At 67.9% G+C, this 18297-nt stretch carries 16 protein-coding genes; 5 read left to right on the top strand and 11 right to left on the bottom strand.

Annotated features, from left to right (window positions below; all coding sequences use genetic code 11):
* From rseP to rpsB, 8 genes are all read right to left on the bottom strand, one after another.
* On the bottom strand, positions 1 to 1362 hold the full coding sequence (gene rseP, locus ASE31_RS26885) for an RIP metalloprotease RseP (RefSeq protein ID WP_057205613.1): 1362 nt from the start codon (positions 1360 to 1362) through the stop codon (positions 1 to 3).
* A gap of 54 nt (positions 1363 to 1416) precedes the next feature.
* Positions 1417 to 2595: a 1-deoxy-D-xylulose-5-phosphate reductoisomerase gene (ispC, locus tag ASE31_RS26880; RefSeq protein WP_057205611.1), complete on the bottom strand. Its 1179-nt coding sequence runs from the start codon at positions 2593 to 2595 to the stop codon at positions 1417 to 1419.
* Positions 2592 to 3449 (bottom strand): phosphatidate cytidylyltransferase, encoded by an 858-nt coding sequence (locus ASE31_RS26875; RefSeq protein WP_057205610.1) that lies wholly within the window; start codon positions 3447 to 3449, stop codon positions 2592 to 2594. Before ASE31_RS26875 ends, ispC begins: the two co-directional genes overlap by 4 nt.
* A gap of 9 nt (positions 3450 to 3458) precedes the next feature.
* Positions 3459 to 4193, bottom strand: a complete 735-nt coding sequence (gene uppS / locus ASE31_RS26870) for a polyprenyl diphosphate synthase (protein WP_057205608.1) — start codon at positions 4191 to 4193, stop codon at positions 3459 to 3461.
* Positions 4194 to 4214: 21 nt separating this feature from the next.
* Entirely contained in the window at positions 4215 to 4775 is a 561-nt protein-coding gene (gene frr / locus ASE31_RS26865; RefSeq protein ID WP_057205606.1) for a ribosome recycling factor, read from the bottom strand.
* A gap of 60 nt (positions 4776 to 4835) precedes the next feature.
* Positions 4836 to 5558, bottom strand: coding sequence for a UMP kinase (pyrH, locus tag ASE31_RS26860; protein ID WP_007852283.1), 723 nt, complete (start codon positions 5556 to 5558; stop codon positions 4836 to 4838).
* Between the two features lie 56 nt (positions 5559 to 5614).
* Positions 5615 to 6544 carry a translation elongation factor Ts gene (gene tsf / locus ASE31_RS26855; RefSeq protein ID WP_057205604.1) on the bottom strand — a complete coding sequence of 310 codons (930 nt, stop codon included), beginning with the start codon at positions 6542 to 6544 and terminating at the stop codon, positions 5615 to 5617.
* 106 nt (positions 6545 to 6650) lie between these two features.
* Positions 6651 to 7403 carry a 30S ribosomal protein S2 gene (gene rpsB / locus ASE31_RS26850; RefSeq protein ID WP_057205602.1) on the bottom strand — a complete coding sequence of 251 codons (753 nt, stop codon included), beginning with the start codon at positions 7401 to 7403 and terminating at the stop codon, positions 6651 to 6653.
* Between the two features lie 168 nt (positions 7404 to 7571).
* Between rpsB and ASE31_RS26845 the strand changes: the two genes are divergently transcribed.
* From ASE31_RS26845 to ASE31_RS26835, 3 genes are read left to right on the top strand one after another with little or no spacing between them, the layout of a single operon-like run.
* Positions 7572 to 8906 carry an amidase gene (locus tag ASE31_RS26845; protein WP_057205599.1) on the top strand — a complete coding sequence of 445 codons (1335 nt, stop codon included), beginning with the start codon at positions 7572 to 7574 and terminating at the stop codon, positions 8904 to 8906.
* A gap of 49 nt (positions 8907 to 8955) precedes the next feature.
* On the top strand, positions 8956 to 10188 hold the full coding sequence (locus ASE31_RS26840) for an FAD-dependent oxidoreductase (RefSeq protein ID WP_057205597.1): 1233 nt from the start codon (positions 8956 to 8958) through the stop codon (positions 10186 to 10188).
* A 53-nt stretch (positions 10189 to 10241) separates the two neighbouring features.
* Positions 10242 to 11762: an NAD(P)H-hydrate dehydratase gene (locus ASE31_RS26835; RefSeq protein ID WP_057205595.1), complete on the top strand. Its 1521-nt coding sequence runs from the start codon at positions 10242 to 10244 to the stop codon at positions 11760 to 11762.
* A 6-nt stretch (positions 11763 to 11768) separates the two neighbouring features.
* On the opposite strand, the gene ASE31_RS26830 is transcribed toward ASE31_RS26835, so the two are convergent.
* Complete coding sequence (locus ASE31_RS26830; protein WP_235514783.1) at positions 11769 to 12488, bottom strand: AraC family transcriptional regulator; 720 nt, start codon at positions 12486 to 12488, stop codon at positions 11769 to 11771.
* 95 nt (positions 12489 to 12583) lie between these two features.
* Here ASE31_RS26830 and ASE31_RS26825 point away from each other — a divergent pair, with 95 nt between their 5' ends.
* Positions 12584 to 13594, top strand: a complete 1011-nt coding sequence (locus ASE31_RS26825; RefSeq protein WP_057205591.1) for an alpha/beta fold hydrolase — start codon at positions 12584 to 12586, stop codon at positions 13592 to 13594.
* Here the strand turns inward: ASE31_RS26825 and ASE31_RS26820 are convergent.
* A complete protein-coding gene (locus ASE31_RS26820; protein WP_057205590.1) occupies positions 13563 to 14507 on the bottom strand; it encodes a LysR substrate-binding domain-containing protein in 945 nt (314 codons plus the stop codon). The genes ASE31_RS26825 and ASE31_RS26820 overlap by 32 nt on opposite strands.
* 124 nt (positions 14508 to 14631) lie before the next feature.
* Here ASE31_RS26820 and pobA point away from each other — a divergent pair, with 124 nt between their 5' ends.
* Positions 14632 to 15819, top strand: a complete 1188-nt coding sequence (gene pobA, locus ASE31_RS26815) for a 4-hydroxybenzoate 3-monooxygenase (protein WP_057205588.1) — start codon at positions 14632 to 14634, stop codon at positions 15817 to 15819.
* Between the two features lie 110 nt (positions 15820 to 15929).
* On the opposite strand, the gene rnr is transcribed toward pobA, so the two are convergent.
* A complete protein-coding gene (rnr, locus tag ASE31_RS26810; RefSeq protein WP_057205586.1) occupies positions 15930 to 18278 on the bottom strand; it encodes a ribonuclease R in 2349 nt (782 codons plus the stop codon).
* Between the last annotated feature and the right edge of the window lie 19 nt (positions 18279 to 18297).

The following is an 18297-nucleotide window of genomic DNA, read 5'->3' as shown; positions in this document are numbered from 1 at the left end:
TTAGCCAAAAAGCCGGGTGATATCGTTGAACAGGGCAATGGACATCATGAGGAGCAGCACTGCGACACCGCCGCGCTGCAGCCGCTCCAGCCATGCGTCCGACACTTGCTTGCCCGTCACGCCCTCCCAAAGATAATACATCAGGTGCCCACCGTCCAAAACAGGCAGCGGCAGCAGGTTCAGCACACCCAGGCTCACGCTGATCAGCGCCAGGAACACCAGATACTGCGTGAGGCCCAGGCTGGCCGAGCGGCCGGCATAGTCCGCAATGGTCAGCGGCCCGCTGAGGTTCTTGAGGGAAGCCTCGCCGATCACCATGCGGCCCATCATCTTCAGGGTGAGCAGCGAAACGTCCCAGGTCTTCACCACACCGGTCCAGAAACCCTCGAGCACGCCGTATTCAACGGTTACAAATTCGGGGGGCGCACCAACGTAGGCGCCGATGCGGCCCACCGTGGCACCGAGCTCGGGCTGGGCATCGGGCAGCACGTCCAGCGTGAGCGAATTGCCCGCACGGTTGATCAGCCAGGGCTGCGACAGCGGCTCCGTGCCGCGCATGGACTGGCGGATCAGCTCGCGCAGCTGCTGGCCATCGACCACCTCGGCGGCACCGATCCTGAGCACCACGTCGCCCTGCTGCAGGCCCGAGCGCTCTGCCGCGCCCTTGGCCACCACCTCACCCAGCACCGGCCGGGTCCAGGGCCCCAGGATGCCGATCTTGCGGAACAGCTGGGCATCGGCCTCGCGGGAGTCGATTTTCGACATGTCCAGCACCAGCTCGCGGTGCGCACCGTTCTGCGGCTGCACGTCCAGGCGCACGGATTCGCCCTCCAGCGCGCCACGGGTCAGCAGCCAGCGCAGGTCTTCGAACGAGCGCACGGGCTCCAGCTCGTCCGACCCCAGGGCGGCGCGCTGCACCAGTTCGCCGCCACGCAGGCCGGCCGCCTGTGCCACCGAGCCGGCCACGGGGCTGGCCAGTACAGCCTTGGGCTCCTCCACGCCGTTCCAGTTGACGATGGAGTACAGCAGCACCGCCAGCAACAGGTTGGCGATGGGACCCGCCGCCACAATGGCCGCGCGCGAGCGCAGGGGCTGGGTGTTGAAGGCCAGGTGGCGCTCTTCGGGCGGCACGGGCGCCTCGCGCTCATCGAGCATGCGCACATAGCCACCCAAGGGGAAGGCGCCGAGCACGAACTCCGTCGGCGAGCCCTTGGGCCGCCAGGTGAACAGCGGCTTGCCAAAGCCCACCGAAAAGCGCAGCACCTTGACGCCGCAGGCCACGGCCACACGGTAGTGGCCGTACTCGTGCACGGCAATCAGCAGCCCCAGGGCAACGACAAAGGCAACAAGGGTCAGCAACATGGAAGGCTCCGTGGGTCAACAGGGACAGCAGCGGCGGCCATCGGATGGGGTCGGTCAGGCGGCCAGCAGGCCGGCGGCCTGCTCTGCCGCCCTGCGCGACTGGGCGTCCAGATCGAGCAGCGCTGCCAGCGAATCCGGCTTGGAGGGGGAAACCGCGTCCAAAGTTGCAAGATTGACGGCATGGATATGGTCGAAACGCAATCTGCCCGACAGAAACCGTCCCACCGCCACCTCGTTGGCGGCATTGAGCACGGCGGTCGTCCCCTCGGCGGCCTTGAGCGCCTGCCAGGACAGATGCAGGCCGGGGAAGCGGATGGCGTCCGCATCCTCGAAGGCCAGCGCGCTCAGCGCCGAGAAATCGAGCCGGCTGGCACCGCTGGCAATGCGCTCGGGCCAGGCCAGGCCCACGGCGATCGGCACGCGCATGTCGGGCGTGCCCAGCTGGGCCAGGATGGAGGAATCGTTGAACTGCACCATGGAATGGATGATCTGCTGCGGATGGATCACCACCTTGATCTGGTCGGGCGCCAGGTCGAACAGCCAGCGTGCCTCGATCACTTCTAGCGCCTTGTTCATCATGGTGGCCGAATCGACCGAGATTTTGCGCCCCATCGAGAAATTGGGGTGGGCGCAGGCCTGGTCGGGCGTGATCTGCGAAAGCGTGGCCGGGTCGCGCTGGCGGAAGGGCCCGCCGGACGCGGTCAGCAAAATGCTGTCCACCCGGTCCGGCCAGGTGGCAGGGTCTTCGGGCAGGCACTGGAAGATGGCCGAGTGCTCGCTGTCGATGGGCAGCAGGGTGGCCCCGCCCTCCTTGACCGTCTGCATGAACAGACCGCCGCCCACCACCAGGGCCTCCTTGTTGGCCAGCAGCAGGCGCTTGCCCGCGCGCGCAGCGGCCAGGCAGGGCGCCAGGCCGGCCGCGCCCACAATGGCGGCCATGACCGCATCCACATCGGGGTGCGAGGCAATGGTTTCGAGCGCGTCGGCCTCGTACAGCACACGGGTGGCCAGGCCATTCTGGCGCAGCTTGTCCTCCAGCGCACGGGCATGGGGCGCGCTGGCCATGACCGCAAAGCGGGGGGTGAACTGCGCGCATTGCGCCAGCATCAGGTCGACCTGCGTGGCCGCGCTCAGTGCAAAGATCTCGAAGCGTTCAGGGTGGCGCGCCACCACGTCCAGGGTACTGGTCCCGATGGAGCCGGTGGAGCCAAGAACGGTAAGCCGTTGTTTCATAAAGGGGTCGTCAGGCTCGTGAGCATCATGGCCAGGGGAAGGGTGGGCAGCAGGGCATCCACGCGGTCGAGCACGCCGCCGTGGCCAGGCAGCAGGCCACTGCTGTCCTTGACGCCGGCGCTGCGCTTGATGAGCGATTCCACCAGGTCGCCGGAAACACTCATCGCCGTCATGAACAGGGCCGCCACCACCAGCAGCCACCAGCCCTGGCGGGCCATGCGGCTGTAGAAACTGAGCACCTCGGCCTGCCAGTGGGCATCGGCCGCCACCCAGGCGAACGAAAGCACCAGCACGCCCGCCAGGCCGCCCCACACACCTTCCCAGCTCTTGCCGGGGCTGATGGCGGGGGCCAGCTTGCCCTTGGTGAAGCGCAGGCCGAAGGCGCGGCCCGCAAAATAGGCAAAGATGTCGGCCACCCACACGAGGACCAGCACCGACAGCAGGAAGTTGATGCCCACGTGGCGCGCCTGCACCACCGCCAGCCAGGCCAGCCACAGGGCAAGCACGCCGGCCACCAGGCGCACCGCCGCCGGGATGCGTGGCCAGCCGGGCACACCCGCGCGCAGCAGCCAAGCAGTGCCCAGCACCCACAGGGCCCCGCCCACGATCCACAGCACCGTCAGCGGCTGGGTGAGCCAGCCCAGCGCCCACGAGCCCAGGCACAGCGCCATGCAGGCGGCGCCCACGGCGAGCGAGCCCGCCTGGCCAAAGCCGCACAGCCGGCCCCACTCCCACGCGCCCGCGGCCATGAGCACCAGCACCACCACGGTAAAGGGCAGGGGCGAGCCGTAGAACAGCGCTGGCAACAGGATGGCCAGAAGGACAAGGGCAGTGATGACGCGCTGTTGGAGCATGGGGCCTTTTCAGCCCGGCATCGGATCGGGATGCGCGGACAGGGTGATCTGTTCTGAGGTTTTGCCGAAGCGGCGCTCCCGCGCACTGTAAGCCGCAATGGCTTCGTCCAGTGCGGATTCGTCGAAATCCGGCCACAGCCGGTCACTGAAGACCAGCTCCGAATACGCGATCTGCCACAGCAGGAAGTTGCTGATGCGCATCTCGCCACCGGTGCGCACGACAAGGTCCGGGTCGGGCACGTGGGACATGCCCATGGCCGCATTCAGGCTGGCTTCGGTGATCGGCTCGCCCTTGGCAGCCAGGGCCGCCGCTGCCTGGGCAATGTCCCAGCGCCCGCCATAGTTGAAGCAGACGTTGAGCACCAGGCGCGTGTTGTGGGCCGTGGCGGCCTCGGCCTGGGCCAGGCCACCCTGCACCTTGGGCGACAGGCCCGTGCGCTCGCCCACGAAGTACAGGCGCACGCCGTCCTTCATGAGCTGGGGCACCTCGCGCGCCAGCGCCATGGCCAGCAGCTCCATGAGGCCGGAGACCTCATCGGCCGGCCGGTTCCAGTTTTCGGACGAGAAGGCGAAGACGGTGAGCACACCCACGCCGCGCTGCACGCAGGCGCGTGCGCAGCGGCGCAATGAATCAACCCCTTGCTTGTGGCCAGCCAGGCGCGGCAGGAAGCGGCGCGTGGCCCAGCGGCCGTTGCCATCCATGACGATGGCAATGTGGTGTGGCACCACCGGAGATACTGGCATGCGAATGTTCGAGCCTCTGGCTCAAACCGCCATGATTTCCTGTTCCTTGGCCGCCACCAGCGCATCGATCTCCAGGATGTGGCGGTCGGTGAACTTTTGCACGTCGGCTTCGGCGCGCTTTTGGTCGTCTTCGGAAGCCAGCTTGTCCTTGACCAGCTTCTTGACCGCCTCGTTGGCGTCACGGCGCAGGTTGCGCACGGCGATCTTGGCGCTCTCACCTTCGGTGCGGGCCAGCTTGGTCATTTCCTTGCGGCGCTCTTCGCTCATGGGCGGCATGGGCACGCGGATCAGGTCGCCCATGGAAGCGGGGTTCAGGCCCAGGTCACTTTCGCGGATGGCCTTTTCGATCTTGGCGCCCATGCCCTTTTCCCAGGGCTGCACGCTGATGGTGCGCGAGTCGATCAGCGCCACGTTGGCCACCTGGGAGAGGGGCACGAAGGAGCCGTAGTACTCGACCTGCACGGAGTCGAGCAGCGAGGGGTTGGCGCGACCCGTGCGGATCTTCTGCAGGTTGTTCTTGAAGGCCGAGATGGACTGGTCCATCTTGGTTTCAGCGTTTTTCTTGATATCGGCAATCGTCATGTTTTTCTCCTCGGGGCAGACCAGAGACGGGCAGGCGCGCAGCCCACCCGTGCATCGTCATCAGGCGTAAACCAGCGTACCCTCGTCCTCGCCCATCACCACGCGCTTGAGCGCGCCGTGCTTGATGATCGAGAACACCCGCACCGGCAGCTTCTGGTCGCGGCACAGGGCAAAGGCGGTCGCATCCATGATGCCCAGGTTGCGGGACATGGCCTCGTCGAAGCTGAGCTTCGTGTAGCGCGTGGCCGTGGGATCCTTCTGGGGGTCGGCAGTATAAACGCCGTCCACCTTGGTGGCCTTGAGCACCAGCTCGGCGCCGATCTCGGCACCGCGCAGGGCCGCAGCCGTGTCGGTGGTGAAGAAGGGGTTGCCCGTGCCGGCCGCGAAGACCACCACCTTGCCCTCTTCAAGGTACTGCAGCGCCTTGGGGCGCACGTAGGGCTCGACCACCTGCTCGATGGCAATGGCGGACATCACGCGGGCGATCAGGCCCTGCTTGTCCATGGCATCGGCCAGGGCCAGTGCGTTCATCACGGTGGCCAGCATGCCCATGTAGTCGGCGGTGGCCCGGTCCATGCCGACCGAGCCGCCCGCGACGCCACGGAAGATATTGCCCCCACCGATCACCACCGCCACCTGCACACCCAGGCGGGTGACCTCGGCGATCTCCTCCACCATGCGCACGATGGTGGCACGGTTGATGCCGAAGGCGTCATCCCCCATCAGCGCCTCACCAGACAGCTTGAGCAGGATGCGCTTGTGGGCTGGTGCAGCGTTGGACATGGGAAACTTCTCCGGTAGGTGGTGCAGGGCTTGGGTGGGGTTGTTGCAGGGAGCGATCAGGCAGCGGCCTTGGCGGCAGCCACCTGGGCGGCCACTTCGGCGGCGAAGTCGTCAACCTTCTTCTCAATGCCTTCGCCCACCACGTACAGGGTGAAGCCCTTGACGGTGGTGTTGGTGGCCTTGAGCATCTGCTCGACGGTTTGCTTGCCGTCCGCAGCCTTCACGAAGACCTGGTTGAACAGCGAGACTTCCTTGAGGAACTTCTGCACGCCGCCTTCGATGCGCTTGGTCACGATTTCGTCGGACTGCACGGGCTTGCCTTCGGCTTCGGCCTTGGCCTTGTCTTCAGCCGCCTTGGCAGCAGCCACCGAGCGCTCTTTTTCGATCAGGTCGGCAGGCACGTCGGCGCTGGTCAGGGCCACAGGCTTCATGGCGGCGATGTGCATGGCCACGTCCTTGGCAGCCACTTCGTCACCCTCGAACTCGACGACCACACCGATGCGCGAGCCGTGCAGGTACGAAGCCAGCTTGCTGGTGCCGCCGAAATGCTTGAAGCGGCGGAACGACATGTTCTCGCCGATCTTGCCGATCAGGCCCTTGCGCACGTCTTCCAGCGTGGGGCCGAAGCTGTCTTGCTCGTAGGGCAGTGCACCCAGGGCCGCCACGTCGGCAGGGTTGTGCTTGGCCACCAGTTCGGCAGCGGCCTTGGCCAGTGCCATGAAGCTGTCGTTCTTGCTCACGAAGTCGGTTTCGCTGTTCACTTCGATCAGGCCACCGGTGGTGCCGTCGATGAAGCTGGCGACCACGCCTTCGGCGGTGATGCGCGAAGCGGCCTTGCCAGCCTTGGTACCCAGCTTGACGCGCAGCAGTTCTTCGGCCTTGGCCATGTCGCCTTCGGCTTCGGTCAGCGCCTTCTTGCACTCCATCATCGGTGCATCGGTCTTGCCACGCAGTTCGGCGACCATGCTTGCGGTAATTGCAGCCATCTTTATTCCTTCGGTGTTCAGTTCAATCGATTCAGATTCGGGCTAAAAAAAAGGGGGCTAACCAGGAGCCCCGCTTTTGTTCGCGACGGATCGCGCAGCCGGGCTATCAGGCGGCGGCTTCTTGCACTTCCACGAATTCGTCGCTGCTCTCGGACGTAGCGGCCTTCACGACTTCGTTCACGGCATTGGCACGGCCTTCGATGATCGCGTCGGCGATACCGCGGGCGTACAGCATCACGGCCTTGGCCGAGTCGTCGTTGCCGGGGATCACGTAGTCGATGCCTTCGGGCGAGTGGTTGGTGTCAACCACGCCGATCAGCGGGATACCGAGCTTCTTGGCTTCGGCCACAGCGATCTTATGGAAGCCCACGTCGATGATGAAGATGGCGTCTGGCAGCGCAGCCATGTCCTGGATGCCGCCGATGTCCTTTTCGAGCTTCTCGATCTCACGGGTAAACGTGAGCTGCTCCTTCTTGCTCAGGCTGTCCAGGCCGGTTTCCAGCTGGGCCTTCATGTCCTTCAAGCGCTTGATCGAGGTCTTCACGGTCTTGAAGTTCGTCAGCATGCCGCCCAGCCAGCGCTGGTCAACGAAAGGAACACCGGCGCGCAGGGCTTCGGTGGACAGGATTTCGCGGGCCTGGCGCTTCGTGCCGACCATCAGGATCGTGCCGCGGTTGGCAGCCAGTTGCTTGGCGAACTTCTGTGCCTCCTGGAACAGCGGCAGCGACTTTTCCAGGTTGATGATGTGGATCTTGTTGCGATGGCCGAAGATGTAGGGGGCCATCTTGGGGTTCCAGAAGCGGGTTTGGTGACCGAAGTGGACACCGGCTTCCAGCATTTCGCGCATGGTAACGGACATAAGAATACTCCAAAGGTTAGGTCTAAAATCAGCCCCAATATTTGCAACGCCGTGTTTCCCACGACCGCTGCAACACCTTGACAGGGCTGGTTTGCGATTGGTTTTGCTACAAGCCCCACGCACAAAGCGCTACTGCTCCCAGCAAAACCCAAGGATTCTAGCACACCCATGCTCCCCGACCTTCTTGCCACCCGCTCGGCCCTGCGGGCCGGCACCAGCACCCCGGCCGCCGAACTCGAAAGTTGCATCGCGGCAGCAGAGGCGCCGGCCAATACCCACAGCTTCCTGCAAACCCATTTCGACACCGCACGCACCGCCGTGGTGCAGCCGGGCATGGCGCAAAGGCCCCTGGCCGGGCTGGCGGTTTCGGTCAAGGACCTGTTCGACATCGCGGGCCAGCCGACGGCAGCCGGCTCCACGGCACTCGCCGACAGCCCCCCGGCGCAGCAGGACAGCCCGGCCGTGGCACGGCTGCGCGCCGCCGGCGCGAGCCTCATCGGCCGCACGAACATGGTCGAATTCGCCTTTTCCGGCGTGGGTGTGAACCCCCACTTCGGCACCCCGGCCGCCTGGGATGCGCGCTTTGGCGCGCTGCCCGGAGAGGCGCGCGTGCCCGGCGGATCCTCCTCCGGCGCGGCCGTCTCGGTGGCCACCGGCGCAGCCTTCGTGGGCCTGGGCTCGGATACGGGCGGATCCATCCGCATCCCGGCCGCGCTCAACGGCATCGTGGGTTTCAAGAACACGCAGCGCCTGGTGCCCACCTCGGGCGCCGTGCCGCTGTCCACCACACTGGACACGGCCTGCGCCATGACGCGCAGCGTGGGCGATGCCATCGTGGTGCACGAACTGCTGTCGGCCACGCGCGTCACGCGCAGCCCCGCCCCATTGGCCGGCTACCGCCTGGCCGTGCCCACCACCCTGTTCCTGGACGGCCTGGACGCCACGGTGGCCCAGGCCTTCGAGCGCACGCTCGCCACCCTGCGCCGCGCGGGCGCGCGCATCGACACCATCGCCCTGCCCGAGTCGGCCCAACAGCCCGCGTACGGTTTCTCGCCGCCCGAGGCCTATGCCTGGCACCGCGAGTTGCTGGCCGCCAAGGGCAGCCAGTACGACCCCCGGGTGCGCGCCCGTATCGAAAAAGGCGCCACGCTCACCGCCTGGGAATACCTGGCCCTCATCGACGCCCGCCACCACTGGCAGCGGCGCATGCACGCCGCCATCGATGGCTACGACGCCCTGCTCTCGCCCACGGTGCCCATCACTGCCCCCACCATCGCCAGCGTGGCGCCGGGCGCAGAGCGCGACGAGGAGTTCTTTCGCGTGAACACCCTGCTGCTGCGCAACACCAGCCTGGTGAACCTGCTGGACGGCTGCGCGTTGTCGCTGCCCTGCCACGTTCGAGGGGAACTCCCGGTCGGCCTGATGGTCTGGCATGGGGCGCTGCGCGACGACGGCGTGCTCAACGCCGGTCTGCGCATTGAAGCAGCACTGCAAGAAAAATAACAATTGCCGTTTGCTGCAAAGCAGCAAACGCAACCCATACTCCCCATTCATGAAGATTGCCATCGTGGGCGCCGGCATCATCGGCGTCACCACCGCATACGAACTGGCCCGCGACGGCCATGAGGTCACCGTGTTCGAGCAGCGCAACGCCGCTGCCGAAGATGCCAGCTTTGCCACCGCCGGCCTGCTGGCCCCCCTGCTGACGACGCCCTGGTCGCTGCCGGGCATGGCCCCGGCCGCGCGGCTCATGGGCGCGCAATCGACCGTGCGCCTGGCGCAGGGCTTCGGCCGTGCCGACGTGTCCTGGCTGTGGCACTGGAAGCGCCTGGCAAAGCGCGGCCCTGGCCCGGCCACCGCACTTGAGCGCCTGGCCCAGTACAGCCTGGCACGCACGCTGGAGATCGCCACCGAACACGAGCTCGACTTCGAGACCAGCCCCGGCCGCCTGCTGCTGCTGCGCACCGAACAGGACCGCGCCCACCTGCAGCCTGCGCTGCAATGCCTGCGCGACGCGGGCGTGGCCGTGCAGGAGATCGATGCCGCCGCCGCCCAGAAACTCGAACCCGGGCTGTCGCCCGAAACACCGCTGGCCGGTGCCATCTCGCTGCCCGGCGCTGCTGCAGGCAACTGCCGGCTGTTCGCACAGCTGCTGCGCCAGGGCACACAGGCAGGGGGCGTGCAGTTTGCCTTTGGCACGCGCGTGGACCGTCTGGCGACCAACCCCATGGGCGTGCTGGTGCAGGGCGAAGCCACGCCGCGCCGTTTCGACGCCGTGGTGCTGTGCGCCGGCATGGCCTCGGCCGCCCTGCTGCCGGCCCTCGGCCTGCCGCTGCCGATGACGGCCGTGTACGGCTACTCCGTCAGCGCGCCGCTGCGCGAAGACACCCACGCCCCGCAGGCCAGCGTGGTCGACGTGCAGCAGCAGATCAGCATCACCCGCCTGGGGCTGCGTGTGCGCGTGGCTGGCGGGGCCGAGCTGGGCAGCGCCGACGCAGAGCACCACGCCCCCACCGTCGCGCGCCTGTACCGCACGCTCAACGACTGGTTCCCTGGCGGCGCACAGCTCTCGGGCGGCGTGCAGACCTGGCGCGGCGCACGCACCCTGCTGCCCGATGGCGCACCCGTGATCGGCGCCAGCGGCATACCCGGCCTGTGGCTCAACACCGGCCACGGCACGGGCGGTTTTGCCCTGGCCAGCGGCAGCGCGCGCGCCATCGCCGACCTGGTGGCCCAGCGCAGCCCCGAGATCAACCTCGACGGACTGGGCTTGCGGCGGTTTTGAGCCTGCGGGGAACAGGTCGGCGCACAATGCAGCGGCCACATTGCCCGCCTGCCATGCACCGCATCACCCCCCACCAGCCCCACGCCCTGCACCACACTGCCGCCACGCGCCGCATCGAGCGCGCGGCCGCCGACAGCCTGCCGCCCCACACGCTGATGCGGCGCGCCGGCCAGGCCGTGGCGCAGCTGGCCCAGGCCCTGGCACCCCACGCGCGCACGGTGTGGATTGCCTGCGGCGCGGGCAACAACGGTGGCGATGGACTGGAGGCCGCCATGCACCTGCGGCGCAGCGGCCGCCGCGTGGTGGTGACCTGGCTGGGCACGCCCGAGACCGCCCCGCCCGATGCGCGCCAGTCGTGGGAGCGCGCCCTGGCCGCAGACGTGGAATGGGCCGACACTGCCCCCGACACCCTGACCGAGGCAGACCTGTGCATCGACGCCCTGCTCGGTATCGGCATCAACGCACCCGCCCACGGCAGCGCCCCACGCCCGCCCAACGAGCGCCTGCTGGCCTGCCTGCGGCAGCTGCAGGCCAGCGCCGCCCCGGTGCTGTCGGTGGACCTGCCCTCGGGCCTCGATGCGGACACCGGTCAGTTCGGCGCAGGCCTGGCATCCGAAGCGCTCCTGCACCATGCCGCCTCACCACGGCATACGCTGAGCCTGCTCACACTCAAGCCCGGGCTGTTCACCGCCGCCGGGCGCGATGCGGCCGGCAGCGTCTGGCTCGACGACCTGGGTGTGGCACCCGGGCACGAGCCGCCCAATGCCTGGCTCTGCGGCCCGCCACTGCCCGAGCCACGCCAGCACGCCAGCCATAAGGGCAGCCATGGCGACGTGGCCGTGATCGGTGGTGAAGGCCTGGCCCAGCGCGGCATGGGCATGGCCGGTGCCGCCCTGCTGGCAGCCTCGGCCGCACTGCACCAGGGCGCGGGCCGCGTGCTGGTGGCCCCGCTGGACGCCGGCCATCTGGAGGTGGACACGGGCCAGCCGGAGTTGATGCTGCGCCGCTTCGGCGCGCTGGACCTCGCGGCACTCACCGTGGTGTGCGGCTGCGGCGGCGGCGAGGCCGTCGCCAGCGTGCTGCGCGAGGTGATCACGCGCGCCGCACGCCTGGTGCTGGACGCCGACGCCCTGAACGCCATCGCCCTCGATGCCGCACTGCACGCCCTGGTGGTGGCGCGCGGCCAGCACGGCCAGCCCACCGTGCTCACGCCGCACCCCCTGGAGGCCGCGCGCCTGCTCGGCCTCACCACCGCCGAAGTACAGGCCGACCGGCTGAATGCCGCCCAGCAACTGGCCGCACAGTTCAACTGCGTGGCCGTGCTCAAAGGTTCGGGCACGGTGATCAGCGCGGCCGACCGCGTGCCCGCCATCAACCCCACGGGCAATGGCCTGCTGGCCACCGCCGGCACCGGCGACGTGCTGGCCGGCATGGTGGGCGCCCGCCTGGCCGCCGGCGCCAGCGCGCTGCGCGCCGCGAGCGAGGCCGTCTACGCCCATGGCCTGGCTGCGGACCACTGGCCCGAGGGCCTGGCCCTGACGGCCAGCGCACTGGCACGGCGGATCGGCCGCTGACCACCACTACGGCACCAGCACCACCTCCTTCAAGGGCTTGAGCACGCTCGACGGCGTCATGCCGAAGGTCTGGCGGAACATGCGGCTGAAATGTGCCGAGTCGGAAAACGCGCCATGCAGGGCCGCGTCCGTCAGGCGCGGGCTGGTCGCGAGCCCCGCCATGGCCAGGCGCACCTGCGACCAGACCCGGTAGCTGCGCAGGCTGACACCCATCTCGGCGCGGAACAGGTGGTTGAAGCGCGAGGCCGACAGCTGCACGCCCGCCGCCAGTCCGTCGCGCAAAAGCCGCTGATCCCCCGGGGTGCGCAGGGCCTGCAGGCTGCGCAGCACGCGCGCATCGAGCGGTGCCGCCGGTGCCCACGGCAGCCGCAGCAGGGCGTGCAGGTCGAAATGGCGCAGGTACCCATCCATGGCGCTGCGCGCACCCACAGGGATGGCCACATCCAGGATCACGGGCCCTCGCCGATCGAACTGGCGGCGCAGGCCACGCGCCTCGCGCGAATCGGGCTCCAGGTACATCAGCGCCACCTGCTCGCCGCAGGGGTCCAGCAGATGCTCCACCCCCGCATCGACCAGCGCGCTGTGGCAGGACTCGACGACGCCAGGCCCCAGGTGCAGCGCAAAGCGGCCCGAGAGGCCGACCAGCAGCACCGGCGCCGCATGGCAATGCCAACCCGTGGGCGGCAGGTCGCCGACATACAGGGCCCGGTCCGGGCCCAAGGTCAAGGTGTTGTGCGCAGGCATAGCCCAAACATGCAAGTTTTCAAACGGCACTCCCAGTAGCCTTCAACGGCAATCCATCCCACAACGGAGACCTGTTCTTGAAGCGCATCCTCTTTTCTACCGCAGCGGCACTGGCACTGGTCACCACCGCGCTCTACTACGGCACCCCCACCCTGTTCAAGCAGCCGCTGCTGGACCTCAATCGCCAGCTCTCAGGCCTCTCGGCCAAGACCGTCCGCATCGCGGGTCACCAGGTGCACTACCTGGACAGCGGCCCCACCCAGCCCGGGACTGCACAAGGCCACGACGGCCTGCCCATCATCCTGCTGCATGGCATTTTTGCAGAGAAGGACCACTGGGCAGACTTTGCGCGCCCGATCACCGCCACGCGCCGCGTGATCGCCCCCGACCTGCCAGGCTTTGGCGAAAGCACGCGCGACGAGGCCCAGCCCTATGACTACGCAGCCCACACCAGGCGCCTGCGCGAGCTGATGGATGCCTGGGGCATAGCCAAGGCCCACCTGGCGGGCAACTCGATGGGCGGCACCATTGCCGCGCTGCTGGCGCTGGAACACCCGGACCGCGTGGCCAGCGTGGCCTTCGTCGGCGCACCGCATGGCCTGCGCTCGCCGCAACCGAGCCGCATGGACCGGCTCATCGACGCCGGGCAGCGCCCGCTGGTAGCGCACGATGCGGCAGCGTTCAAGGCCATGATGGCGCTGGTGTTCGAAAAGCGCCCCTTCCTGCCCTACCCCATCCTGCGCGCCAGCGAGCAGGACGCGCTGCGCAACGCGGCATCCAACACACGGCTGTGGGACGCGCAGCTCAAGGACCGGTACTTGCTGGAACAACGGCTGGCGACCGGCCTGCCGCAGCCCACGCTGGCCCTCTGGGGCGAGCAGGACCGGGTGTTCGACATCTCGGGCAGCCAGGCGCTGCGCACCCTGCTGCCAGGCGCGCACATCGAGCGCCTGCCGGGCATCGGGCACCTGCCCATGATGGAGGCCCCGGGCGATACGGCACGGCGGTACACGGAGTTCCTGACGCGGCAGGCACCGGCTGGCGCCTCGCACGCGCTCACGGATGCACACTCCTGGCCTGCCCGATGACAGCATCGCTGGCGCCACCAGTCAGCACCCGCGAGAACGACTGGCACATGCCCGCAAAGGTGTCGGCCGCGCCCGTGAGCAAGGCATCGGAGCGGTAGATCAGGCAGTTGTCGAAGCTGGGAGGATGCTCGTCAATGGCGAAGGCCACCATGCCATCGCCCAGCAACTGGTTGTCCACCATGGCGGCAGGCACCATGGCCAGCCAGTTGGTCCCACCCAGCAAAGGCGCGAGGTGCGAGAACGACTCGCAGGTCGCTGCCACCCGCGGCAGGGGCAGCCCTTGCTCCGCATGAAAGCGCAGCACGGTTCCCCCAGGTCCGCCCGGTGGCCCGAGCAGCACCCACTCCTGCCCCTGCAGGGCTTTGAGCGTTCGTGCATCCGCGAGGGGATGGCCGCGCCGCGCAATCACCACCAGCGCGCTGCGAAACAGCCGGCGCACCTCGAAGCCCGTGGCCACGCCGGCATCGGGCACGGCGGTCACCGCCAGTTGGATGCGCGCCTGCTGCAGCTCCGGCAGCAACTGCTCATAAAAACCGCTGAACAAACGCAGCTGCACCGCCGGAAAGCGGCGATGGAACTCCGGCACCACCAGGGGGAGCAGCACGGCAGCCGGCGTGGGGCCCAGGCCGATAGCCAGGTTGCCTGTCTCGGCACCGAGCGCATGCAGCGCATCCTCTTCGGCCTGGTACGCCTCGCGCGCGATCAACCGGGCACGGGGCAACAGGCGCTCGCCCTGCTCCGTCAGGACGACACCCTGCACGGACCTGCGCAGCAACGGAACGCCCAGCGCGGTCTCCAGCGCCTTCAGGCTCATCGTCAACCCGGCCTGGGACATGCCGAGCCGGCGCGATGCGGCCCGAAAGCCGCCGCACTCGACGACGGCCAAAAAAGCCTTCAACTGCTGCAGCGTCATGGGCTCATTGATAAGTAATCGTGATCACTATAAGCGTTGACTGGCTTACGCCCGGTGCCCATCGCCCCTAGATTCGTGGGTGCAACGCATGCACATCGCCCCACAACCCTTTGGAAACCCAATCATGAAAACACAAGTTGCCATCATTGGCGGCGGCCCCGCAGGGCTGCTGCTGTCCCACCTGCTGCACCAGGCGGGGGTGGACAGCGTGGTGCTGGAGCACCGCAGCCGCGCCCAGGTCCAGTCGCGCATCCGCGCCGGCGTGCTGGAGCAGGGCACGGTCGACCTGCTGCGCAGTTGCGGCCTGGGCGATCGCATGGACCGCGAGGGCCATCCCCACGACGGAATGCAGGTGGCCTGGGCGGGCCAGGAAAGTTTTTTCATCGACGTACGCAAGCACCTGGGCAATCGCTTCATGGCCTACGGGCAAACACAGATCCAGGAGGATCTGCATGCGGCCTGCGACGCCCGCTCTGCCCGCGTGATCCATGAGGCGCTGGACGTCACGCTGCATGGTGTGGAGAGCGCAACCCCGCACGTCACCTTCGTGCATGCGGGGCAGATGCAGCGGCTGGACTGCCAGTTCATCGCGGGCTGCGACGGGTTCCACGGCGTCTCGCGCAAGGCCATCCCGGCGAACGTTCTGCGCGAGTTCGAAAAGGTCTATCCCTTCGGCTGGCTGGGCATCCTCTCGGAGACGCCGCCGCTCTCCGACATCGTCTACGCCAACCATCCACGCGGTTTTGCGCTGGCGTCCATGCGCAGCCCCACATTGAGCCGCTACTACCTCCAGGTGCCATTGGACACGCGCATCGAAGACTGGCCGGACGAACGCTTCTGGCAGGAACTCAAGGCGCGCTATCCACGCGAAATCGCGGACCGCATCGTCACCGGCCCAACAATTGAAAAATCGATCGCGCCCCTGCGCAGCTATGTGGCCGAGCCCATGCGGCACGGCCAGCTGTTTCTGGGGGGCGATGCGGCGCACATCGTTCCGCCCACCGGCGCCAAGGGACTCAATCTGGCCGTATCGGATGTGTTCTACCTCTCGCGGGCGCTGGCCGATTTCTACGGCACGGGCTCACCGTTCTTGCTGGACGGCTACAGCGACATGGCCTTGCGCCGCGTCTGGGCATCGGTGCGCACCTCCTGGTACCTCACCAACCTGCTGCACCGGTTTCCCGACAGCACGGCCTTCGACCAACGGGCCCAGGAGCACGAACTGGAATACCTGCGCAGCAGCCCCTCGGCCCAGCTTGCACTGGCAGAGCAGTATGCCGGCCTGCCGTTCGAGGCACCTGGCGGTGCCTGACCAGGCAAAGCCGAAGCGCCAAACGCCCGAAGGCATACGCCTTCCCGGCGCCCACATGTCAGGCAGGCAGGCAGGAAGGCGCAGCGCCCCCAGGGCCGCGAAATGGGCGCTCAGCCGCGGCGCGGCTTGCGCCCCTTGCCACCGGCCTTGCCGCCTGCAGCCTTCTTCACCGACGCCTTGAGCTCCTGGATGGGCGAGCGTGCAGCACGCTCGCGCGTGAGCGAGGCCATCTCGGTGGCGGACGCCTCAGGTGCCTTGGCCTTGGAGCGCCCACCACCGGCACGGCCAGCGTTGGCCCCGCCCTTGCGCGGGCCCTTGCCGGAACCACCGGGGCCGTCCTGCGACACGCCCTTGTCCTTGAGCGCGCGGCCCACCAGCTCCTCGCCCTCGCGCACCAGGCGGAAGTCGATCTTGCGGCCATCGAGGTCCACGCGGCTGACCTGCACCCGCACCCGCGCGCCGATGGCGTAGCGGATGCCGGTGCGCTCGCCGCGCAGCTCCTGGCGCGCCTCGTCGAACTTGTAGTATTCGCCACCGAGCTCGGTGATGTGCACCAGGCCTTCGACGTACATCGCGTCCAGCGTCACGAAGATGCCGAAGCTCGTCGCCGCACTGACCACGCCGCTGTACTCCTCGCCCAGATGCTCGCGCATGTACTTGCACTTGAGCCAGGCTTCCACGTCGCGGCTGGCCTCGTCGGCACGGCGCTCGTTGGCGCTGCAGTGCAGGCCTGCGGCCTCCCAGGCCTGGACTTCGCGGCTCGGCGGCTTGACGTCCTTGCGCGGCTTGGTGCCCGGCGCCGCCACGCGGGACGCCAGGCGCTTGGCCAGCTTGGCATGGGCTTCGCCCGGCGTGGGCAGCGAGGGCAGCTTGTACTGCGTCTTGGCCAGGATGGCCTTGATCACGCGGTGCACCAGCAGATCGGGGTAGCGCCGGATGGGGCTGGTGAAGTGGGTGTAGGCCTCGAACGCCAGGCCGAAGTGGCCGCTGTTGACGGGCGTGTAGATGGCCTGCTGCATGGAGCGCAGCAGCATGGTGTGGATCTGCTGGGCGTCGGGCCGGTCCTTGGTGGCCTCGGCGATGGCCTGGAATTCCGAGGGCTTGGGATCGTCGCCGATGGTCATGCCCACGGCCATGGCCTTGAGGTAGTTGCGCAGGATCTCCTGCTTCTCGGGCGTGGGGCCTTCGTGCACGCGAAACAGGCCGGGCTGGCCGCCCTGGGCGATGAAGTCGGCGCTGCAGACGTTGGCGGCCAGCATGGCCTCCTCGATGAGCTTGTGCGCGTCGTTGCGGGTGCGCGGCACGATCTTCTCGATGCGGCCGTTCTCGTCGCAGATGATCTGCGTCTCGGTGGTCTCGAAGTCCACCGCGCCGCGCTGGCGGCGCGCGATCAGCAGCGCACGGTACACGTCATGCAGGTTCAGCAGGTCGGGCACGCGCTCCTTGCGCTTGCTGGCCTCGGGCCCGCGCGTGTTGGCCAGGATGGCTGCCACCTCGGTGTACGTGAAGCGCGCATGGCTGTGCATCACCGCCGGGTAGAACTGGTAGGCATGCACCTCGCCCTTGGCGTTGACCAGCATGTCGCAGACCATGCACAGGCGCTCAACATCGGGGTTGAGCGAGCACAGGCCGTTGGAGAGCTTCTCGGGCAGCATGGGGATCACGCGGCGCGGGAAGTACACGCTGGTGGCGCGGTCGTAGGCATCGATATCGATGGCGCTGCCGGTCTCCACATAGTTGCTCACGTCGGCAATGGCCACCAAAAGGCGCCAGCCCTTGCCACGGCCCACGCGGGCGGGCTCGCAGTACACGGCATCGTCGAAGTCGCGCGCGTCCTCGCCATCGATGGTGACCAGGGGCACGTCGGTCAGGTCCACGCGGCGCTTCTTGTCCTGCGGGCGCACCTTGTCGGGCAGCTCCTTGGCCTGGGCCAGGCACTCGGCCGAGAACTCGTGCGGCACGCCGTACTTGCGCACCGCGATCTCGATCTCCATGCCCGGGTCGTCGACCTCGCCGAGCACCTCGGTGATGCGGCCCACGGGCTGGCCAAACAGGGCCGGGGGTTCGGTCAGCTCGACCACGACCACCTGGCCAGGCTTGGCGGCGCCGGTGGCGCCCTTGGGGATCAGAACATCCTGGCCGTAGCGCTTGTCTTCGGGGGCCACCAGCCACACGCCACTTTCCTGCAGCAGCCGGCCGATGATGGGCTGAGGCGGGCGCTCGATGATCTCGACCACGCGGCCTTCGGGACGGCCGCGGCGGTCCTGGCGCACGATGCGCACGCGCACGCGGTCCTTGTGCAGAACAGCGCGCATTTCATTGGGGGGGATATAGATGTCGCCTTCGCCATCGTCACGGATGACGAAACCATGACCATCACGGTGCCCCTGCACGCTTCCTTCAATTTCGTCCGACAAATGCGCGGACTGCGCGCCGGGGGTGGTTTTCTTGATATACAATCTGAGTCTTTCCTGAAAT

The organism is Acidovorax sp. Root217, assembly GCF_001428645.1.
In the GTDB taxonomy this organism is placed as follows: domain Bacteria; phylum Pseudomonadota; class Gammaproteobacteria; order Burkholderiales; family Burkholderiaceae_C; genus Acidovorax.
This window is presented reverse-complemented; position numbering and strand designations above follow the sequence as displayed.